The sequence below is a fragment of the Micromonospora sp. CA-269861 genome, from assembly GCF_050948505.1.
Taxonomy (GTDB): Bacteria; Actinomycetota; Actinomycetes; order Mycobacteriales; family Micromonosporaceae; genus Micromonospora.
In genome coordinates this window covers 4383007-4397069 of record NZ_CP192014.1, presented here as the reverse complement: position 1 = coordinate 4397069, position 14063 = coordinate 4383007, and the positions used below count along the sequence as shown (strand labels likewise).

Genomic DNA, 14063 nt, shown 5'->3' with positions numbered 1-14063 from the left:
CGAGTGTTGGATCAGGCCGCGATTGTCTGTAGCTCGGCCAACCCTCCGCAGGTGGTCCCGCCGAGGTTCTTGAACGACATCGTGATCTGGCGCTCGGACGAACCGTTGCTGTTGATGCGCTGGCGGTAGATCACGCGCGTGACCTCGAACTGGCACGTGATGGGCCAACTGCCCTGAGGCGACGCGCCGACGAGGTAGACCGAGGTGACAGGGTTCGCGTTGGTCCAGGTCGTGGACCACGTGGCGCCGGAAGCCATGGATGCGATGTTGAAGCTGGACGTGACGGCGGTGGAGCCGAGCCGGATGTCGGTCTGGCAGGAAATGGTCCCGACGTTCTTGATCTCTACCCAGAACTGGCGCAGCGCGCCCGCTTCGCCCGGCTGCACGAACCAGGTACGCGTCACCCGGAACTGGCAGGCCGCCGAACTCGTGGCGCCGCTCGGGTTGAGGCCGACCACCCAGTTGGTGTGCCAGGGGATGTTCCAGAGGTGGGTCTGGGTGCCACCCGGGCTGACGCCGCCGGTGGAGGCGTAAGCCGAGCTGCTCACTGCCGCCAGTTGAACTGTCGCGCCGCAGGCGATCGAGCCGACGTTCTTGAGGGTGAACTGGAACTGCCGCTGCCCGCCCCACAGTTGGACGTACTGGCTGCTGATCGTCTCGAACTGGCACATGCTCGAGGTGGTGGCGCCGGCCGGGTTGTAGCCGACCACGTAGGCGGCGTCGGCTGGGGCGTTGGTCCAGGTCCAGCCCTGCGTGCCGCCGGCCGCGACGCTGCCGGTGAACCACGTCGCAGCCGTGCCGAACCCGCCCGTTGCGGCGGCCCCTGTCTCACCCGAGGCCATTGCGGCCGTCCGTGCGTCGCGCAGTGACGGCTGCGCCGGTGGATCGGCCTGCGCGATGCCGGCGGCCGCGATGATCAGGCCGAGCACGGTTGCCGCGACGACGGCCCCGCGAATTCGTCCTCCCATTGAAGCTCCTTTACAGATTGATCCGGGTCACCCGCCCGGTCTGCACTGAGGCTGCGCGGGCCGCCTTGCCATCGGCTAGCCGTCCGATAGCCGCCGAGGCACAGACGAATACAATGTGATCGATATGCTGAGGTGGGGGTTGGATGAAATGGCGCCTGCTCGGCCCGGTTGAGGCCGTGGTGCGGGGCGAGCGGGTGGCGTTGGGGCGGCCCCAGCAGCGTGCCGTGCTGGCCTATCTGCTGCTGAATGCGAATGTGTTGGTATCGGCAGAACACATTGCCGAGGCGCTGTGGGGTGGAGCGCTGCCCGCACGTGCCCGTGCGCAGGTTCAGGTCTGCGTATCCCGATTGCGACAACTGACCCGTGCGGCGGATCTGCCGGAAATGATCTTTTCGGGATCCGGCGGATACCGTCTCGAACTCGCCGACGACGACCTGGACGCCGCGGTCTTCTCCACACAAACTGCTGATGCTCGCCGCCACGCCGATGCCGGCGAGCACGAGACAGCCAGCGTCCTGTTGCGACAGGCGCTGGCGATGTGGCGTGGCCCGGCGCTCGCGGGCGCGTCCGCCGCGTTCGTGCCGGGTGCCGCCGCCAGTCTGCACGACAAGCGGCTGGCCGCGACCGAAGACCTGTTCGACGCCGAGTTCGCGCTCGGCCGGCACGCCGCCGCAGTGGCGCCGTTGCGCAGGCTGGTGGCCGGAAACCCCTGGCACGAGGGCGTCGTCGTGCGGTTGATGACCGCGCTGGCCGGGTCGGGGCATCAGGCCGAGGCGCTGCGGGTGTTCGAGCTGACCCGCCGCCGACTCGCCGACGAGCTGGGCGTCGAGCCGGGAGCGCGGCTCGCGGAGACCCACCTACGGGTGCTGCGGCGGCAGCCCGCGCCGAGCACGCCCGTGCCGACCACACCGGACGCCGCACCGGGGGTGCGCCCGGCTCAGCTGCCCGCCAGCCTGTCGACTTTCGCCGGTCGCGACGACGCGCTCGCCGAGATGGACGCCATGCTGAACCGGGCTCGCAAGAGCGGCGCCCTGGCGGTCGTCGCGATCATCGGCGCGGCCGGGGTCGGCAAGACGGCGCTGGCCATTCGCTGGGCGCACCGGGTGCGCCCTCTGTTCGATGGTGGGCAGCTCTTTCTGGACCTGAGTGGCTGTCTTCCCGGGGTGCCGCTCGCCCCGCTGGACGCGCTGTCCCGCTGCCTTCGCGCGCTCGGTGTGCCGCCCGCACAGGTGCCGGACGACGTCGACGAGGCGGCGAATCTCTACCGGAGCGTGGTGGCCGACAGGCAGATGCTGTTCCTGCTCGACAACGCCCGAGACACGGCGCAGGTCCAACCGCTGTTGCCCGGCGGCGCCGGTTGCCTGGTGATCGTGACAAGCCGAGGCCGCCTCGGCGGGTTGGCCGCCCGTCACGACGCGCAGCGGCTGTCGTTGGACGTGCTCACACCGCCGGAGGCCACCGAGCTGCTGACACGCGTCGTTGGCGAGGATCGGGTCACCGGACAGGAGATCGCGCTCGCGGAACTGGCTCAGGCCTGTGCGCACCTGCCGCTGGCGCTGCGCATCGCGGGAGCTGACCTGCAGACCCGTCCGCACGAGACGATCAGCGAGTACCTGGCCCGGCTTCGCGCGGGTGACCCGCGGACCATGTTGACCATTCCTGAGGACGAGCAGACCGGGGCGGGATCGGCGTTCGCTGCCTCCTTTCAGACCCTGCCTCCGCGCCTTCAGCGACTCTTTCAGCTCTTCGGCCTGGTACCGGCTCCGATGTGACAGCGAAATGGCTGCTCGAAGCCCGGGCGCTCGCCGCCCCGGCCGCAATTCGTCAGTATGCGAGCGATACGTTGCCGGCGAACCAGGCGAAGAGTTCGCTGGCGGGTCGAGACCCGCGCGGATTGCGTCGCACCAGGGGGGCTCCTCCTGCACAGCGGAAACCTTCCGATGGATGGTCCATCGTGGAGTGCGGGCCGGGTGTACCGTCGCCGCATGACGGTGCTGCAGGAGTTTGTCGCCGCTCTTTCCAGCGGCCGAATCCAGGTTGTCGACCTCACCGCTCCGCTCTCGGACCAGACCCCGATCCTGGGTCTGCCCGAGCAGTTCGGCCAGACCTGGCCGTTCCGGCTCAGCGAGATCAGCCGGTACGACGACCGCGGTCCAGCGTGGTACTGGAACAACTTCTCCACCGGCGAGCACACCGGCACCCACTTCGACGCCCCGGTGCACTGGGTCACCGGTCAACAGGGCGCGGACGTGTCGCAGGTCCCGGTGAGCCAGCTGATCGCCCCGGCGGTGGTGATCGACCACGCCGCCGACGCCGCCGACAACCCGGACTTCCTGCTGGAGGTCGAGCACGTCAAGGCGTGGGAGGCGGAACACGGCGCCCTGCCCACCGGTGGCTGGCTGCTCTACCGCACCGGTTGGGACGCCCACGGCGACGACCCGGAGCGGTACGCCAACGCCGGGCGTACGCCGGGCATCTCCGTTGAGTGCGCCCGCTGGTTGGCCGAGGAGTCGCCGATCCAGGGCGTCGGGGTGGAGACGGTCGGGACCGACGCGGGCGCGGCGCACTCGTTCGACCCGCCGTTCCCGTGCCACTCGTTCCTGCTGGGGCAGGACAAGTACGGTCTGACCCAGCTCCGCAACCTGGCGCAGCTGCCGGCGACCGGCGCGGTGGTGATTGCCGGGCCGCTGCCGATCGTCTCCGGGTCCGGCAGCCCGTGCCGGGTCCTCGCGCTCGTCGAACGGTAGGCCGGGCCACCGATGCGGGTAGCCGAGGTGGTCGGGCGGGTTCTGTACGCACACGGCGTCCGGCACGTCTTCGGAGTCGTCGGCAGCGGCAACTTCCACGTCACGAACGCGCTGGTGGCGGCCGGCGCCCGGTTCGTGGCGGCGGCCCACGAGGGTGGCGCGGCGAGCATGGCCGACGGGTACGCCCGCACCTGCGGGACAGTGGGCGTGCTCTCGGTGCACCAGGGGCCGGGCGTCACCAACGCGCTCACCGGCCTCACCGAGGCCGCGAAGAGCCGTACCCCGATGGTGGTCCTGGCCCCGGAGGCGACCGCGCCCCGGTCGAACTTCTTCATCGACCTGCCGGCGCTCGCCGCCGCGGTCGGTGCCGACTTCCACCGGGTACGCGCGACGCACGCCGCCGAGGACACGGCCGCGGCGTACCGGGCCGCAGCCCGGAGTGCGACGGTGGTGCTGGGCCTCCCGTTGGAGGTGCAGCACGCGGTGACCGAGCCGTGGTCCGGCCCACTCCCCGCGGTCGCGCCCACCCCGGCTGCCGCCCCGCCGGTCGAGCAGTTGCTGGCCGCGCTCCAGGCCGCACGGCGACCGGTCTTCATCGCCGGTCGGGGCGCCCGGGCGGCCCGGGAACCGCTGACCCGGCTCGCCGACGCGTGCGGCGCGTTGCTCGCGGTCTCGGCCGCGGCGAAGGGACTGTTCGCCGGTGACCCGTGGAACCTCGACGTGGCCGGCGGCTTCGCCACCCCGCTCGCCGCCGAGCTGATCGGCACGGCGGACCTGGTCGTCGCGTGGGGCAGCACGCTGAACATGTGGACCACCCGGCACGGCGAACTGATCCGAACCTCCGCCGTCGTCGTCCAGGTGGACCACGACCCGGCCGCGTTCGGTGTGAACCGTCCGGTCGACCTGACGGTGGCCGGCGACGTGACGGCGGTCGCCGAGGCGGCGCTCGGTCGGCTGGGCGTCGGCCCCGCAGGGACCGCCGACGCCGGGAACAGCGGCTGGCGTACGCCGGAGCTGGCACAACGGATCCACGACCACGGCCGGTGGCGGACGGTCCCGTACCAGGACGAGAGTGTGTCCGCGCGGCCCGGCGCTCCGGCAACCATCGACCCGAGGACGCTCTCGGGCGCCCTGGACGACCTGCTGCCGCGCGACCGGACGGTGGTGGTCGACTCGGGCAACTTCATGGGCTACCCGTCGATGTGGATCGACGTGCCGGACGTGGCCGGGTTCTGTTTCACCCAGGCGTTCCAATCGGTCGGGCTCGGCCTGGCCAGCGCGCTCGGCGCGGCGGTCGCCCGGCCGGACCGGCTCACCGTCGCCGCCGTCGGCGACGGTGGCTTCGTCATGTCCGCTACCGAACTGGTCACCGCCGTCCGGCTGGCGCTACCCCTGCTCGTGGTGATCTACGACGACGCGGCGTACGGCGCGGAGGTACACCACTTCGGCCCGGACGGGCACCCGTTGGATACGGTCACCTTCCCCGAGACCGACCTGGCCGCGATCGCCCGCGGTTACGGCTGTGACGGGTTGACCGTCCGGACCGTCGACGATCTCGGTCCGGTACGCCACTGGCTCGCCGGTCCACGTACCCGACCGCTTGTGGTCGACGCGAAGGTCAGCGCCTCCCGCGGCTCGTGGTGGTTGGAGGAGGCGTTCCGCGGCCACTGAGCCACCGCCCCCACAGCTACGGCGACGTCGTGCTCCGGCAGGCGGAGGCGCTGCTCAGTCAAGCCAGCAGATCACCGCGGCACCATCGTTGGCTGCCGCAGCGAAGTAGCGTTGGACGTCTGGCAGACAGTGGGCCACCCACGCGAGTTCATCGGGTCCTTCCCAGGGGCCGGGGTAGATGTCGGCCCGGCTCAGCTCCTGCGGGTTGACGCCCCGGACGAGGCTGTCTTCGGTGAGCGTGGCCAGTCGCGAGGCTGCGGCGGCGACGTCGACCGGCGTCAGATATGAGGGTGGTCCGTAGCCCCAGTCGCCTTCGAGGTCTTCCAGGAAATCGAACATCTCGTCGCTGTCGGGCTCGACGTCCGGCAGCTCCACGAACGCCTCCGCGCCCATGACCAGCGGAATCTCGAAGCCCAGCCGGTCGAGGAGAAATTCAAACCCGTTCCATGCCTTGCCGGTGGCGGCCCAGCGTTCGGAGTTGTCGTCCCGTGCCGTTATGGCGAGTTCGTAGGCCCAGCCGAGGTCGGTCCTCGCCTTCTCCAGTTCGTTCGGCGAAACGCGCAGCCAGTTGCCGTTCATGCTCACCGCGCGAGCCTAAGTACCGGCTACGACAGTTCCCCCGACAGTCGGCGACGGTCTCCGGCAGCCGGACGGCCACGCGCCGCCCGGGAGTCGGCGCCCGAGTGGCCCGGTCAGGCGCTTGTGAGATCGGCTGCGCCGAAGGAGACCGCGAATCGCTTGCACCAGATGGAGACGCTCCGAAAGTCGCGGGGGTCAACCGACGCCGGCAGCTCGTACACCTGGTTGCCCTTGTTGCCCTTGAGCCTTGCCAGCTCGACCCATTCGCCGTCATCGAACACCCGCCAGCCGTCCGTGCCTCGGATGACCGGTTGGTCGGTCAGCCACACGCGCAGGTCCGGACCGTTCGACGTGTTCAGGTCTCGAATGACGAGTTGGTGGCGCCCGTCGGCGAGCCGGTGAATCTCGGCACTACCGGTCGTCCGGTGCTCATGGGTGATGAACTCGCCGGCGGTCAGGATCTCGTTCGCCGCTGGTGTGGGTGTCGAGGCCATGGGGTCCAGCGGCGTTGGTTCCGGGTTCGTGGACGACGCGGTTGGAGCGGCCGATGTCGGCGCCAGCCGGGGAACTGCCTCGTCGACGTAGGTGTCGGTGAACAGCTTCCACGGCTGGAACCAGTAGAGGGCCAGCATCGCCACGACGACAGCGCAGGCGAGGCCGACCTGGGCCACCGGCGACCGAAAGACCCGTTTTCCCATCATCGAAGCGTACGGTCGCGGCAGCCGCCGAACTGTTCGCGAACCCTTTCGGAACCCTTACGACTGTCGCCGCTCGCTACCTGTCGGAGCACGGGCAGGGCTCCCCGGCGCGTGGCTACGCTGGGCCGATGGATACCTGGGGGAGACGTTGACCGGGCGGACCGGGGAAGTTTCGTGACGCAGCGCGTGCTGGTGGTCGACGACGATCAGACCGTAAGCGATGTCATTCGTCGTTACCTCGAGAACGACGGCTTCCAGGTGAGCCTCGCGGCGGACGGTGCGGCGGCACTGGCGGCGGTGGAGCGCCAGGTGCCACACCTGGTCGTGCTCGACCTGATGCTGCCCGGGATCAACGGCCTGGAGGTGTGCCGGGCGCTGCGGGTACGGCCCGACGGCGTACCGATCGTCATGCTGACCGCGCGCGGTGACGAGTCCGACCGGATCCTCGGGCTGCAGCTCGGCGCGGACGACTACCTGACCAAGCCCTTCTCCCCCCGGGAACTGGTGCTGCGGGTCCGTTCGGTGCTCCGTCGCGCCGGCGGTGGGATGCCGTCCGAGCGTCCGGAGGCGTTCACCGACGGCGATCTGGTGGTGCACACGACCTCCCGAACCGCCCGCCTCGCCGGTGCCGATCTGGCTCTGACACTGCGGGAGTTCGACCTGCTCGTGCACCTCATGCGGCATCCGTCCCGGGTGTTTCGCCGGGCCGAACTTCTTGAGCAGGTCTGGGGCTGGAACTTCGGCGACCACTCGACAGTGACAGTGCACGTACGCCGGCTGCGGGAGAAAATCGAGGCCAACCCGGCGGATCCGCAGCGGATCGTGACCGTCTGGGGCGTCGGCTACCGCTACGAGCCGGCCCATGCGTGACGTACTCCTGATCTTCGCGATCGCCCTTGGCGCGGCACTCGGCATCGGGCTCGCCGGCGCGGTGCTGCTGCGCGCGCTTCGACGTAGCTCGATCACCGTGCACCTCAGCGTGCTGCTCACCACTACGGTGGTCGCTGTCGCTGTCGGGGTGATGGCGGTCGCGGAAGCGATGTTCCTCTCCGCACACGACCTTGAGGTGGTCCTGATCACCGTCGCGGCGGCGGCGATTGTCAGCCTCGCCGTCGGCGGGCACTTCGGCCGTCGACTGGCGCGCGCTGCGGTCTGGCGCGACCAGGCCCGGGACCGGGAACGGCAACTGGAGAAGGGCCGGCGCGACCTGGTCGCCTGGGTCTCCCACGACCTGCGTACCCCGCTTGCCGGGCTGCGGGCCATGGCCGAGGCGCTGGAAGACCGGGTGGTTCGTGATCCGGACACGGTCGCGGAGTACCACCGACGGATCCGCCTGGAGACCGACCGGATGTCCCGACTCGTCGACGACCTGTTCGAGCTGTCCCGGATCAACGCGGGGGCGCTGCGGTTGTCGTTGACGGCGGTGCCGCTCGGCGAGGTGGTCTCGGACGCGCTGGCCAGTGCCACGCCGTTGGCCGAGGCTCGCCGGATCAAGCTGATCGCCAGCGAGTCCGGGTGGCCGACGGTTGCCGCGAGCGAACCAGAGCTGGCTCGGGTCGTGGCCAACCTGCTGCTCAACGCGGTCCGCTACACCCCGACCGACGGCACCGTACGCATCGAAGCCGGCCGAGAGGAGGACCACGCCTGGCTGTCGGTCGCCGACACCTGCGGCGGCATCCCCCCGGCCGACCTACCCCGGCTGTTCGACATCGCGTTCCGTGGTGAACCGGCCCGCACGCCCGACCCCGGCGACGATGGGACGTCCGGAGGGCTCGGCCTGGCGATCGTTCATGGCCTGGTGCAGGCGCATGGAGGTCGGGTCGAGGTAAGCAACACCCCAGACGGCTGCCAGTTCATGGTCCGGCTGGCCACCGCCTGAGTGCTGGCAGCGTTGAGCGGTACCCAGCCGCCGGCGGGATCAGTTGCTGTCGGTCGGGGCCGCCGTCCACAGTGCTCCGGCGAGTCCGCTCAGGGTCGCAGGGGGCCAGCCAGGACAGGCGCGGCGCGCTTCGGGAGGCTGCGCTCAGAACCGCATCCGTCGACGGTGCTCCCGACGGCACACCGATCCGAATAGAGGTAGTGGATTGAATCCCGAGTTGCGGGAGCTCATCGCGGAGCTGCGCGCCGACCTGGAGGCGGACCAGCCCGCGACGCTGGTCTGGGCCCAGATCGACGAGGGTGCTCCGGCTGAGCAGATACCCGCCGGTCTGCCGCAGTCGGTCCGGGAGCTGCTGGAGACTACCGACGGCGCTCGGCGAGCTTCTTCAGGTTGAGCAACTGGCGTCGAGCCATGATCAGGTCGCCGACGGACAGCCCGGGTGCGGCCCAGCGGGTCGTCCGCATGACGACCTTGAGCAGCAGGCGCGTCGTGTCGTGTTCCTTGGGCACCAGGACGTAGGACATGAAGGCGCCCATGATGGTGCTCGTGAGTTGTCTGCCGGGGTCGACCGAGACGATCCTGCCCAACTTCCGTCCGCCAGCGGTGGTGAACGCCTCTCCGACCTGGGGCTCGGGGAGGCCCTTCAACTGTCGGGGTGAGCGGTGGCCGAGGTTGTCGATCCAGTCGTACGAGTACGGGGCGAGCCTCACTTGGGCTACCCACGGCCACACCGCTGTGGTGGGCGCATCGACCCGCACTCCCCGCCACGCCTGGAGAGTGGGTGACACGACGAAGTCGTCGCAGGGATACGTACGCAACGTCTCGTTGGTAGTCACGCCCCACCGGTCGCCGATCACGCATCCATCTTCCACCATGCATGCAGCTCCAGCAGCTTGCCGATGAGCCTCCGCCGGGCACCTGATGAGAGGCGCGGCTCAGCCGACGCGCTGGGCCAGAACCTGCCCCGGCCAGGATCCAGCCAGGAAGGTTTCGGTGGAGGTGAACCCCTGGCGCTCGTAGTACGCCACCAACTCGCCACCGCCACCGGCCCAGCAGTCGACCCGTAGCAACCGCACGCCGGCTCGCCGGGTTTCCTCCACGGCGTGTGCCAACAGGGCCGAGCCGAGTTTCCGGCCGGCGAATCGTCGGTCGGAGACCAGGAGGCGGACGTACCGCTCGGGCTCTTCCGCAGGCGCGATCGGTGCCCGCGGGTCGGGCCCGGAGTCCAGCACCAGGGCTGCGGCCGGCGTCCCATCCACCTCCGCGATGTACGGGAGGTTCTCGGTCAGGTACCGATCGACTTGTTCGGCCCTTCGGGGCACTTCAGAGAACGGCGTCGTGCCCCACTGCTCGGTGTTGCCACGGTCATTCATCCATGCCACCGCAGAGTCGAGCATGCCCAGCACTGCCGGTGCGTCAGCCGGGCCACCGCGCCTGATCCGTATGCCGAGGGTGGTGTCGTTCATGGCGGAATGGTAATCCGCGGCTGACCGAGCACGACCGCTACTACGCCCGGTTGCCTCGATGCGACCGGGCCGATCCGTTGGGAGTGGCGGCGGCCAGGAGCGTGAGCGCGGCGCGGCGAGCGTGCCCGTCCGTGCTGGCCGCGCCATGGTGCTCGGCGACGATCGTCGCCCCCTCGACCAGCATGAGCAACTGCCGGCCCAGCACGTCCGGGTCGGTGGCTCCGGCGCGGGTGGCGATGCCGGTGAGGAGTTCGAGGTAGCGGTCCAGGTGGCGGCCGGTGATGGAACGTACCGCCGCGACGTGATGCTGTGCGGCTGCGTTCACCATTGCGCAGCCGCGGAAGACCGGATCGTAGTACCACTGCTGGAGGGCGTCGAACACGGCGGTGAGCTGGGCCGCGGGGTCGTCTCCGGCGGCCGAGACGGCATCGGCCAGCCAGCGCGACACCCGTTCGCTGCGGGCTTCCAGCACTTCCCGCACGAGTCCGTCCTTCGTGCCGAAGTGCCGGTAGAGCGTCTCCTTGGACACGCCGACGCTGCTGCACAGCTCGGCGACGCCGACACCGTCGAGCCCGCGCTCGTACAGCAGGAGAGTGGCCGCTTCGAGGATGGTGGCGCGGGTGCGCGCCGGATCAAGCGTCGAGCCCTTGGTAACAGGCATGCCACAGATGATACCGATCGGTTCGATCAACTGCTAACGTCCTAGATCGAACCGATCGGTTCGTACTAGGGAGGTGCGATGTCTGACCCACTCCTCAACCCGCCGGCACCGCCCTCGGCGCGTCCGCCGGGTGACCTCGGCAGCGCAAACCCGGTGAGGGCATCGGTGCGGCTGGCCCTCGGCACCGCCTCGGCGCTCGGGCTCGCCCGCTTCGCCTACGGGTTGCTGCTCCCCGCCATGAGCGACGACCTGCGTTGGAGCCTGACCGAAGCCGGGACAGTGAGCGCCGCCAACGGGTTCGGCTACCTGGTCGGCGCAGTGGTGACCGGTGCCGCCGTCCGCCGGCTGGGCACCGCCGCCGCCTTCCGCCTGGGAATGGTCCTCACCGCGGTGGCACTGGCTGCCACCGCGATCGGCGGTGAGTATCCGATGCTGCTGATCGCGCGGGCCGCGGCCGGGGCGGCCGGGGCGGTGGTGTTCATCGCCGGCGGTGTGATCGCATCACGCACTGCCGTCCGCACCTTGTCCGCGGCGCCCATCACCATCTACTTCGCCGGCACCGGGCTGGGCATCATCTTCAGCGGCGCGACCGTTCCCCCGCTGGGGGAGCACTGGCGCCTGGCCTGGCTCGTGCTGGGCGCGGCCGCAGGCGTGGCGACCCTGGTCAGCTGGACCGCGGCGCGCACGGACGGAGAGGACCCGTTCGTCGCCACCGGCCGGGCGCGGGTACGTCCACTGTCCCGAACCGCAGTGGCCTACGTGCTGTTCGCCGCCGGTTACATCACCTACATCACCTTCCTGTCCGCGTACCTCGCCGACCGGCACACGCCGGTCGCACAGGTCATGCTCATCTGGATGGCACTGGGGCTGGCCGTCGTGGCCGCGCCCGCACTGTGGAGCCGCCCCATCACCAACTGGCCCGACGGCCGGGCCCTCGCCGTACTGCTGGGCGCTCTGGGCATGGGGGCGGCACTGGCCCTGGCGGCGCCCGCACCGCCGGTCATCCTCCTCTCCGCGATCATCTACGGAGCGACGTTCATGGGTGTTCCCGCGGCCGTCACCGCGCTCATCAAGGGCGGCACCCCACCGGCCGACTGGACCGGCACGCTCTCGGTCTTCACTGTGCTCTTCGCCGCTGGTCAGACCATTGGTCCCTGGATCGCCGGCGTCCTCGCCGACGGCACCTCGGCCGCCGCCACCCTGGCGTGGACCGCGATTCTGTGCGGCGCAGCCGCCCTGGTCGCCGCAACTGTGCGTCCGCGGCGATCCGCAGGGGCGACCTCGGCCGGCGACCTGGCACCCCGAGACGGAGCGCCCGACATCGCACCCAGGTGAGTGCAGCTCAGGCACCGAGGGGCTGTCTCCCCGGCGCATCCGCAAACAGTCCATCCGACAGAAGGAGCACGTCCATGGTCACCTTTGTTCTCATTCCCGGCATGTGTCACGGCGGTTGGTGCTTCGAGGAGCTTGCGGAGCAGACCCGCCGGCGCGGGCACCGTACCTACCCGTTGACGTTGACGGGACTCAGCGAGCGGAGTCATCTGCTCCACGGTGGGGTGAACCTCGACACCCACATCCAGGACGTGACCGGCGTTCTGGAAGCCGAGAACATCGAGGACGCGGTGCTGGTCGGCCACAGTTACGGAGGCATGGTGATCACCGGAGTCGCTGACCGCACGCCCGAACGGGTCCACTCTCTGGTGTACCTGGACGCCGTGGTTCCCCAGCACAACGACTCCTGTTGGAGCCTGGTCTCCGACCAGGAGCGGCAGTGGTACGCGGACGTGGTGGAGAGCGGCTACGCGGTGCGCACCCTACCGTTTTTCGACGCCCGGGCCACGCCTCACCCGATCGCCTCCCTGCTGCAGCCGCTCCGGCTCACCGGCGATCCCACCCGGGTCCACCGCCGGGTCTACGTGTACGCGGCAGGGTGGGACGGCCCATCCCCGTTCACCGCCACGTACCAGCGGCTGCGCGACGATCCCTCGTGGACCGCACACGCCGTGGACGGCGGCCACAACCTCATGCGGGACGCACCGCAGGAGTTGCTGAACATCCTGCTGCAGACCGCTGAAGGTCCTGATCGGCACGAGGCAGGCGCCGCGCGCCCGACGAGCGACGCCTAACCTCGTTCCTCGGGCCCGGAGTCCTGCGAGGTCAGGGTCCGAGCCATCGTCGCCAGGAGGCGCTCAAGCGTTCTGCGGTCGCTGTCGCTGAGGCCGCGAAGGATGGCCGCCTCGTTGGCCAGATGGTCCTCGATGAGCCGGTCGGTCAACATCACCCCGGCGGGCGTCAGCCCGACCACCCTGCCGCGCGCGTCGGCCGCTGAGACCGAGCGCGACACGAGGCCGCGGGCGATCAGCCGGTCCACCCGCTTGGTCACCGCCCCGGTGGTGACGAGCATCCGTTGGCTCAACTGGCCCGCCGTGAGCGCGTATGGCTCGCCCTCGCGGCGCAGCGCCGCGAGCACGTCGAAGTCGCCGTTGCCGAGGTCCGCTGCGGCGAACGGCGGCCGCAGGGCCGCATCGAGTACGGCAGCGAGCTGCTGGATGCGCCCGATGATCAGCAACGGGCTGGGGTCGAGGTCTGGTCGCTCGCGACTCCACTGACCAACGATGTCGGCGATCCGGTCGTCATCCACTGTTGCATCTTAACTTCCGGGGAAGATAACTTGTCTTCCATGGAAGATAACTCGACTCGAATGACGGCTCCGACGGTCACGGCGTACGTGGATCCGTCCTGCCCGTTCGCCTGGATCACCTCCCGTTGGTTGATGGAGGTGGCGCGGATGCGGCCGCTCGTCCTGCGGTTCGAGGTGATGAGCCTCGCGGTGATCAACGAGCATCGCGACCTGGAGCCCTGGTACCGCGAGTTCAACGACCGGGCGTGGGGGCCGGCCAGAGTGTGCGTGGCGGCAGCGGTACAACACGGCCCCGAGGTCCTCGCACGTCTCTACCCGGCGCTCGGCCGCCGGATCCACGACGCCGGCGACAAGGACTTCGCGACTGTCGTCCCACTGGCCCTGGCCGAGGCCGGCCTCCCCGCCGACCTGGCCGACGCCGCCCACCGCAGCGACCTCGACCCGCAGATGCGGGCGAGCACCGCCCGCGCACAGCAACTCGTGGGCGAAGACCTCGGTACGCCGACTGTCGTCGTCGACGACGTGGCCTTCTTCGGCCCCGTACTGACCTCGATCCCGCGGGGGGAGGAGGCCGTCCGTGTCTTCGACGGTGCCCGCCTGCTCGCCGGCTGCCGGGCCTTCTCCGAACTCAAACGCGCTCGGTCCGAAGGCCTGACTTTCGCCTAGCACCACCACGGCCACCGGCGAGGGCTTCCGTGCCGGTGGCCGAACGGCATCCTCAACGCTCGAGGCCGCGCCGCTGACCGGTGGTGC

16 protein-coding genes are annotated in these 14063 nt (G+C 70.0%); 9 read left to right on the top strand and 7 right to left on the bottom strand.

The window, feature by feature from the left end; genetic code table 11:
• Window positions 1-11: 11 nt before the first annotated feature.
• Window positions 12-968, bottom strand: coding sequence for a hypothetical protein (locus ACQP0U_RS20160; RefSeq protein WP_433309264.1), 957 nt, complete (start codon window positions 966-968; stop codon window positions 12-14).
• Window positions 969-1111: 143 nt separating this feature from the next.
• On the opposite strand from ACQP0U_RS20160, the gene ACQP0U_RS20155 reads away from it, so the two are divergent.
• From ACQP0U_RS20155 to ACQP0U_RS20145, 3 genes are all read left to right on the top strand, one after another.
• Window positions 1112-2740 (top strand): BTAD domain-containing putative transcriptional regulator, encoded by a 1629-nt coding sequence (locus ACQP0U_RS20155; RefSeq protein WP_433309263.1) that lies wholly within the window; start codon window positions 1112-1114, stop codon window positions 2738-2740.
• Between the two features lie 213 nt (window positions 2741-2953).
• Window positions 2954-3715 carry a cyclase family protein gene (locus ACQP0U_RS20150; RefSeq protein ID WP_433309261.1) on the top strand — a complete coding sequence of 254 codons (762 nt, stop codon included), beginning with the start codon at window positions 2954-2956 and terminating at the stop codon, window positions 3713-3715.
• Between the two features lie 12 nt (window positions 3716-3727).
• Window positions 3728-5386 (top strand): thiamine pyrophosphate-binding protein, encoded by a 1659-nt coding sequence (locus ACQP0U_RS20145; protein ID WP_433309259.1) that lies wholly within the window; start codon window positions 3728-3730, stop codon window positions 5384-5386.
• A gap of 54 nt (window positions 5387-5440) precedes the next feature.
• Here ACQP0U_RS20145 and ACQP0U_RS20140 read toward each other — a convergent pair whose 3' ends face one another.
• The gene (locus tag ACQP0U_RS20140; protein ID WP_433320968.1) at window positions 5441-5965 is read right to left on the bottom strand and encodes a DUF1877 family protein; all 525 of its coding nucleotides are present in this window, start codon (window positions 5963-5965) and stop codon (window positions 5441-5443) included.
• A gap of 113 nt (window positions 5966-6078) precedes the next feature.
• Entirely contained in the window at window positions 6079-6663 is a 585-nt protein-coding gene (locus ACQP0U_RS20135; protein ID WP_433309257.1) for a DM13 domain-containing protein, read from the bottom strand.
• 174 nt (window positions 6664-6837) lie between these two features.
• Here ACQP0U_RS20135 and ACQP0U_RS20130 point away from each other — a divergent pair, with 174 nt between their 5' ends.
• The 3 genes from ACQP0U_RS20130 to ACQP0U_RS20120 all read left to right on the top strand — a co-directional run bounded on the left by ACQP0U_RS20130 (window position 6838) and on the right by ACQP0U_RS20120 (window position 8936).
• Window positions 6838-7533 carry a response regulator transcription factor gene (locus ACQP0U_RS20130; protein WP_433309255.1) on the top strand — a complete coding sequence of 232 codons (696 nt, stop codon included), beginning with the start codon at window positions 6838-6840 and terminating at the stop codon, window positions 7531-7533.
• Entirely contained in the window at window positions 7526-8542 is a 1017-nt protein-coding gene (locus ACQP0U_RS20125) for a sensor histidine kinase (protein ID WP_433309253.1), read from the top strand. The genes ACQP0U_RS20130 and ACQP0U_RS20125 overlap by 8 nt, the downstream gene beginning before the upstream one ends.
• Before the next feature lie 205 nt (window positions 8543-8747).
• Window positions 8748-8936: a hypothetical protein gene (locus ACQP0U_RS20120; protein ID WP_433309252.1), complete on the top strand. Its 189-nt coding sequence runs from the start codon at window positions 8748-8750 to the stop codon at window positions 8934-8936.
• Here ACQP0U_RS20120 and ACQP0U_RS20115 read toward each other — a convergent pair.
• The 3 genes from ACQP0U_RS20115 to ACQP0U_RS20105 form a co-directional block, all read right to left on the bottom strand.
• On the bottom strand, window positions 8902-9252 hold the full coding sequence (locus tag ACQP0U_RS20115) for a hypothetical protein (protein WP_433309250.1): 351 nt from the start codon (window positions 9250-9252) through the stop codon (window positions 8902-8904). The two genes, ACQP0U_RS20120 and ACQP0U_RS20115, sit on opposite strands and share 35 nt — an antisense overlap.
• Window positions 9253-9477: 225 nt before the next feature.
• Window positions 9478-10008 carry a GNAT family N-acetyltransferase gene (locus ACQP0U_RS20110; protein WP_433309248.1) on the bottom strand — a complete coding sequence of 177 codons (531 nt, stop codon included), beginning with the start codon at window positions 10006-10008 and terminating at the stop codon, window positions 9478-9480.
• A 40-nt stretch (window positions 10009-10048) separates the two neighbouring features.
• Window positions 10049-10669: a TetR/AcrR family transcriptional regulator gene (locus tag ACQP0U_RS20105; RefSeq protein WP_433309246.1), complete on the bottom strand. Its 621-nt coding sequence runs from the start codon at window positions 10667-10669 to the stop codon at window positions 10049-10051.
• Between the two features lie 78 nt (window positions 10670-10747).
• On the opposite strand from ACQP0U_RS20105, the gene ACQP0U_RS20100 reads away from it, so the two are divergent.
• Window positions 10748-12004: a YbfB/YjiJ family MFS transporter gene (locus tag ACQP0U_RS20100; protein ID WP_433309244.1), complete on the top strand. Its 1257-nt coding sequence runs from the start codon at window positions 10748-10750 to the stop codon at window positions 12002-12004.
• Window positions 12005-12078: 74 nt separating this feature from the next.
• Window positions 12079-12795, top strand: a complete 717-nt coding sequence (locus ACQP0U_RS20095; protein ID WP_433309243.1) for an alpha/beta fold hydrolase — start codon at window positions 12079-12081, stop codon at window positions 12793-12795.
• Here ACQP0U_RS20095 and ACQP0U_RS20090 read toward each other — a convergent pair.
• Window positions 12792-13310 carry a MarR family winged helix-turn-helix transcriptional regulator gene (locus ACQP0U_RS20090; RefSeq protein WP_433309242.1) on the bottom strand — a complete coding sequence of 173 codons (519 nt, stop codon included), beginning with the start codon at window positions 13308-13310 and terminating at the stop codon, window positions 12792-12794. The two genes, ACQP0U_RS20095 and ACQP0U_RS20090, sit on opposite strands and share 4 nt — an antisense overlap.
• A gap of 60 nt (window positions 13311-13370) precedes the next feature.
• On the opposite strand from ACQP0U_RS20090, the gene ACQP0U_RS20085 reads away from it, so the two are divergent.
• Window positions 13371-13976, top strand: a complete 606-nt coding sequence (locus tag ACQP0U_RS20085; RefSeq protein ID WP_433309241.1) for a mycothiol-dependent nitroreductase Rv2466c family protein — start codon at window positions 13371-13373, stop codon at window positions 13974-13976.
• The last annotated feature ends 87 nt before the right edge of the window (window positions 13977-14063 follow it).

What these genes read in the sequence shown, in the direction of transcription:
- ACQP0U_RS20135 (WP_433309257.1), bottom strand. Translation starts at nt 6,663, where the DNA reads ATGGGAAAACGGGTCTTTCGGTCGCCGGTGGCCCAGGTCGGCCTCGCC.
- ACQP0U_RS20150 (WP_433309261.1), top strand. Translation starts at nt 2,954, where the DNA reads ATGACGGTGCTGCAGGAGTTTGTCGCCGCTCTTTCCAGCGGCCGAATC.
- ACQP0U_RS20095 (WP_433309243.1), top strand. Translation starts at nt 12,079, where the DNA reads ATGGTCACCTTTGTTCTCATTCCCGGCATGTGTCACGGCGGTTGGTGC.
- ACQP0U_RS20140 (WP_433320968.1), bottom strand. Translation starts at nt 5,965, where the DNA reads ATGAACGGCAACTGGCTGCGCGTTTCGCCGAACGAACTGGAGAAGGCG.
- ACQP0U_RS20145 (WP_433309259.1), top strand. Translation starts at nt 3,728, where the DNA reads ATGCGGGTAGCCGAGGTGGTCGGGCGGGTTCTGTACGCACACGGCGTC.
- ACQP0U_RS20085 (WP_433309241.1), top strand. Translation starts at nt 13,371, where the DNA reads ATGACGGCTCCGACGGTCACGGCGTACGTGGATCCGTCCTGCCCGTTC.
- ACQP0U_RS20155 (WP_433309263.1), top strand. Translation starts at nt 1,112, where the DNA reads ATGAAATGGCGCCTGCTCGGCCCGGTTGAGGCCGTGGTGCGGGGCGAG.
- ACQP0U_RS20110 (WP_433309248.1), bottom strand. Translation starts at nt 10,008, where the DNA reads ATGAACGACACCACCCTCGGCATACGGATCAGGCGCGGTGGCCCGGCT.
- ACQP0U_RS20100 (WP_433309244.1), top strand. Translation starts at nt 10,748, where the DNA reads ATGTCTGACCCACTCCTCAACCCGCCGGCACCGCCCTCGGCGCGTCCG.
- ACQP0U_RS20125 (WP_433309253.1), top strand. Translation starts at nt 7,526, where the DNA reads ATGCGTGACGTACTCCTGATCTTCGCGATCGCCCTTGGCGCGGCACTC.
- ACQP0U_RS20160 (WP_433309264.1), bottom strand. Translation starts at nt 968, where the DNA reads ATGGGAGGACGAATTCGCGGGGCCGTCGTCGCGGCAACCGTGCTCGGC.
- ACQP0U_RS20105 (WP_433309246.1), bottom strand. Translation starts at nt 10,669, where the DNA reads ATGCCTGTTACCAAGGGCTCGACGCTTGATCCGGCGCGCACCCGCGCC.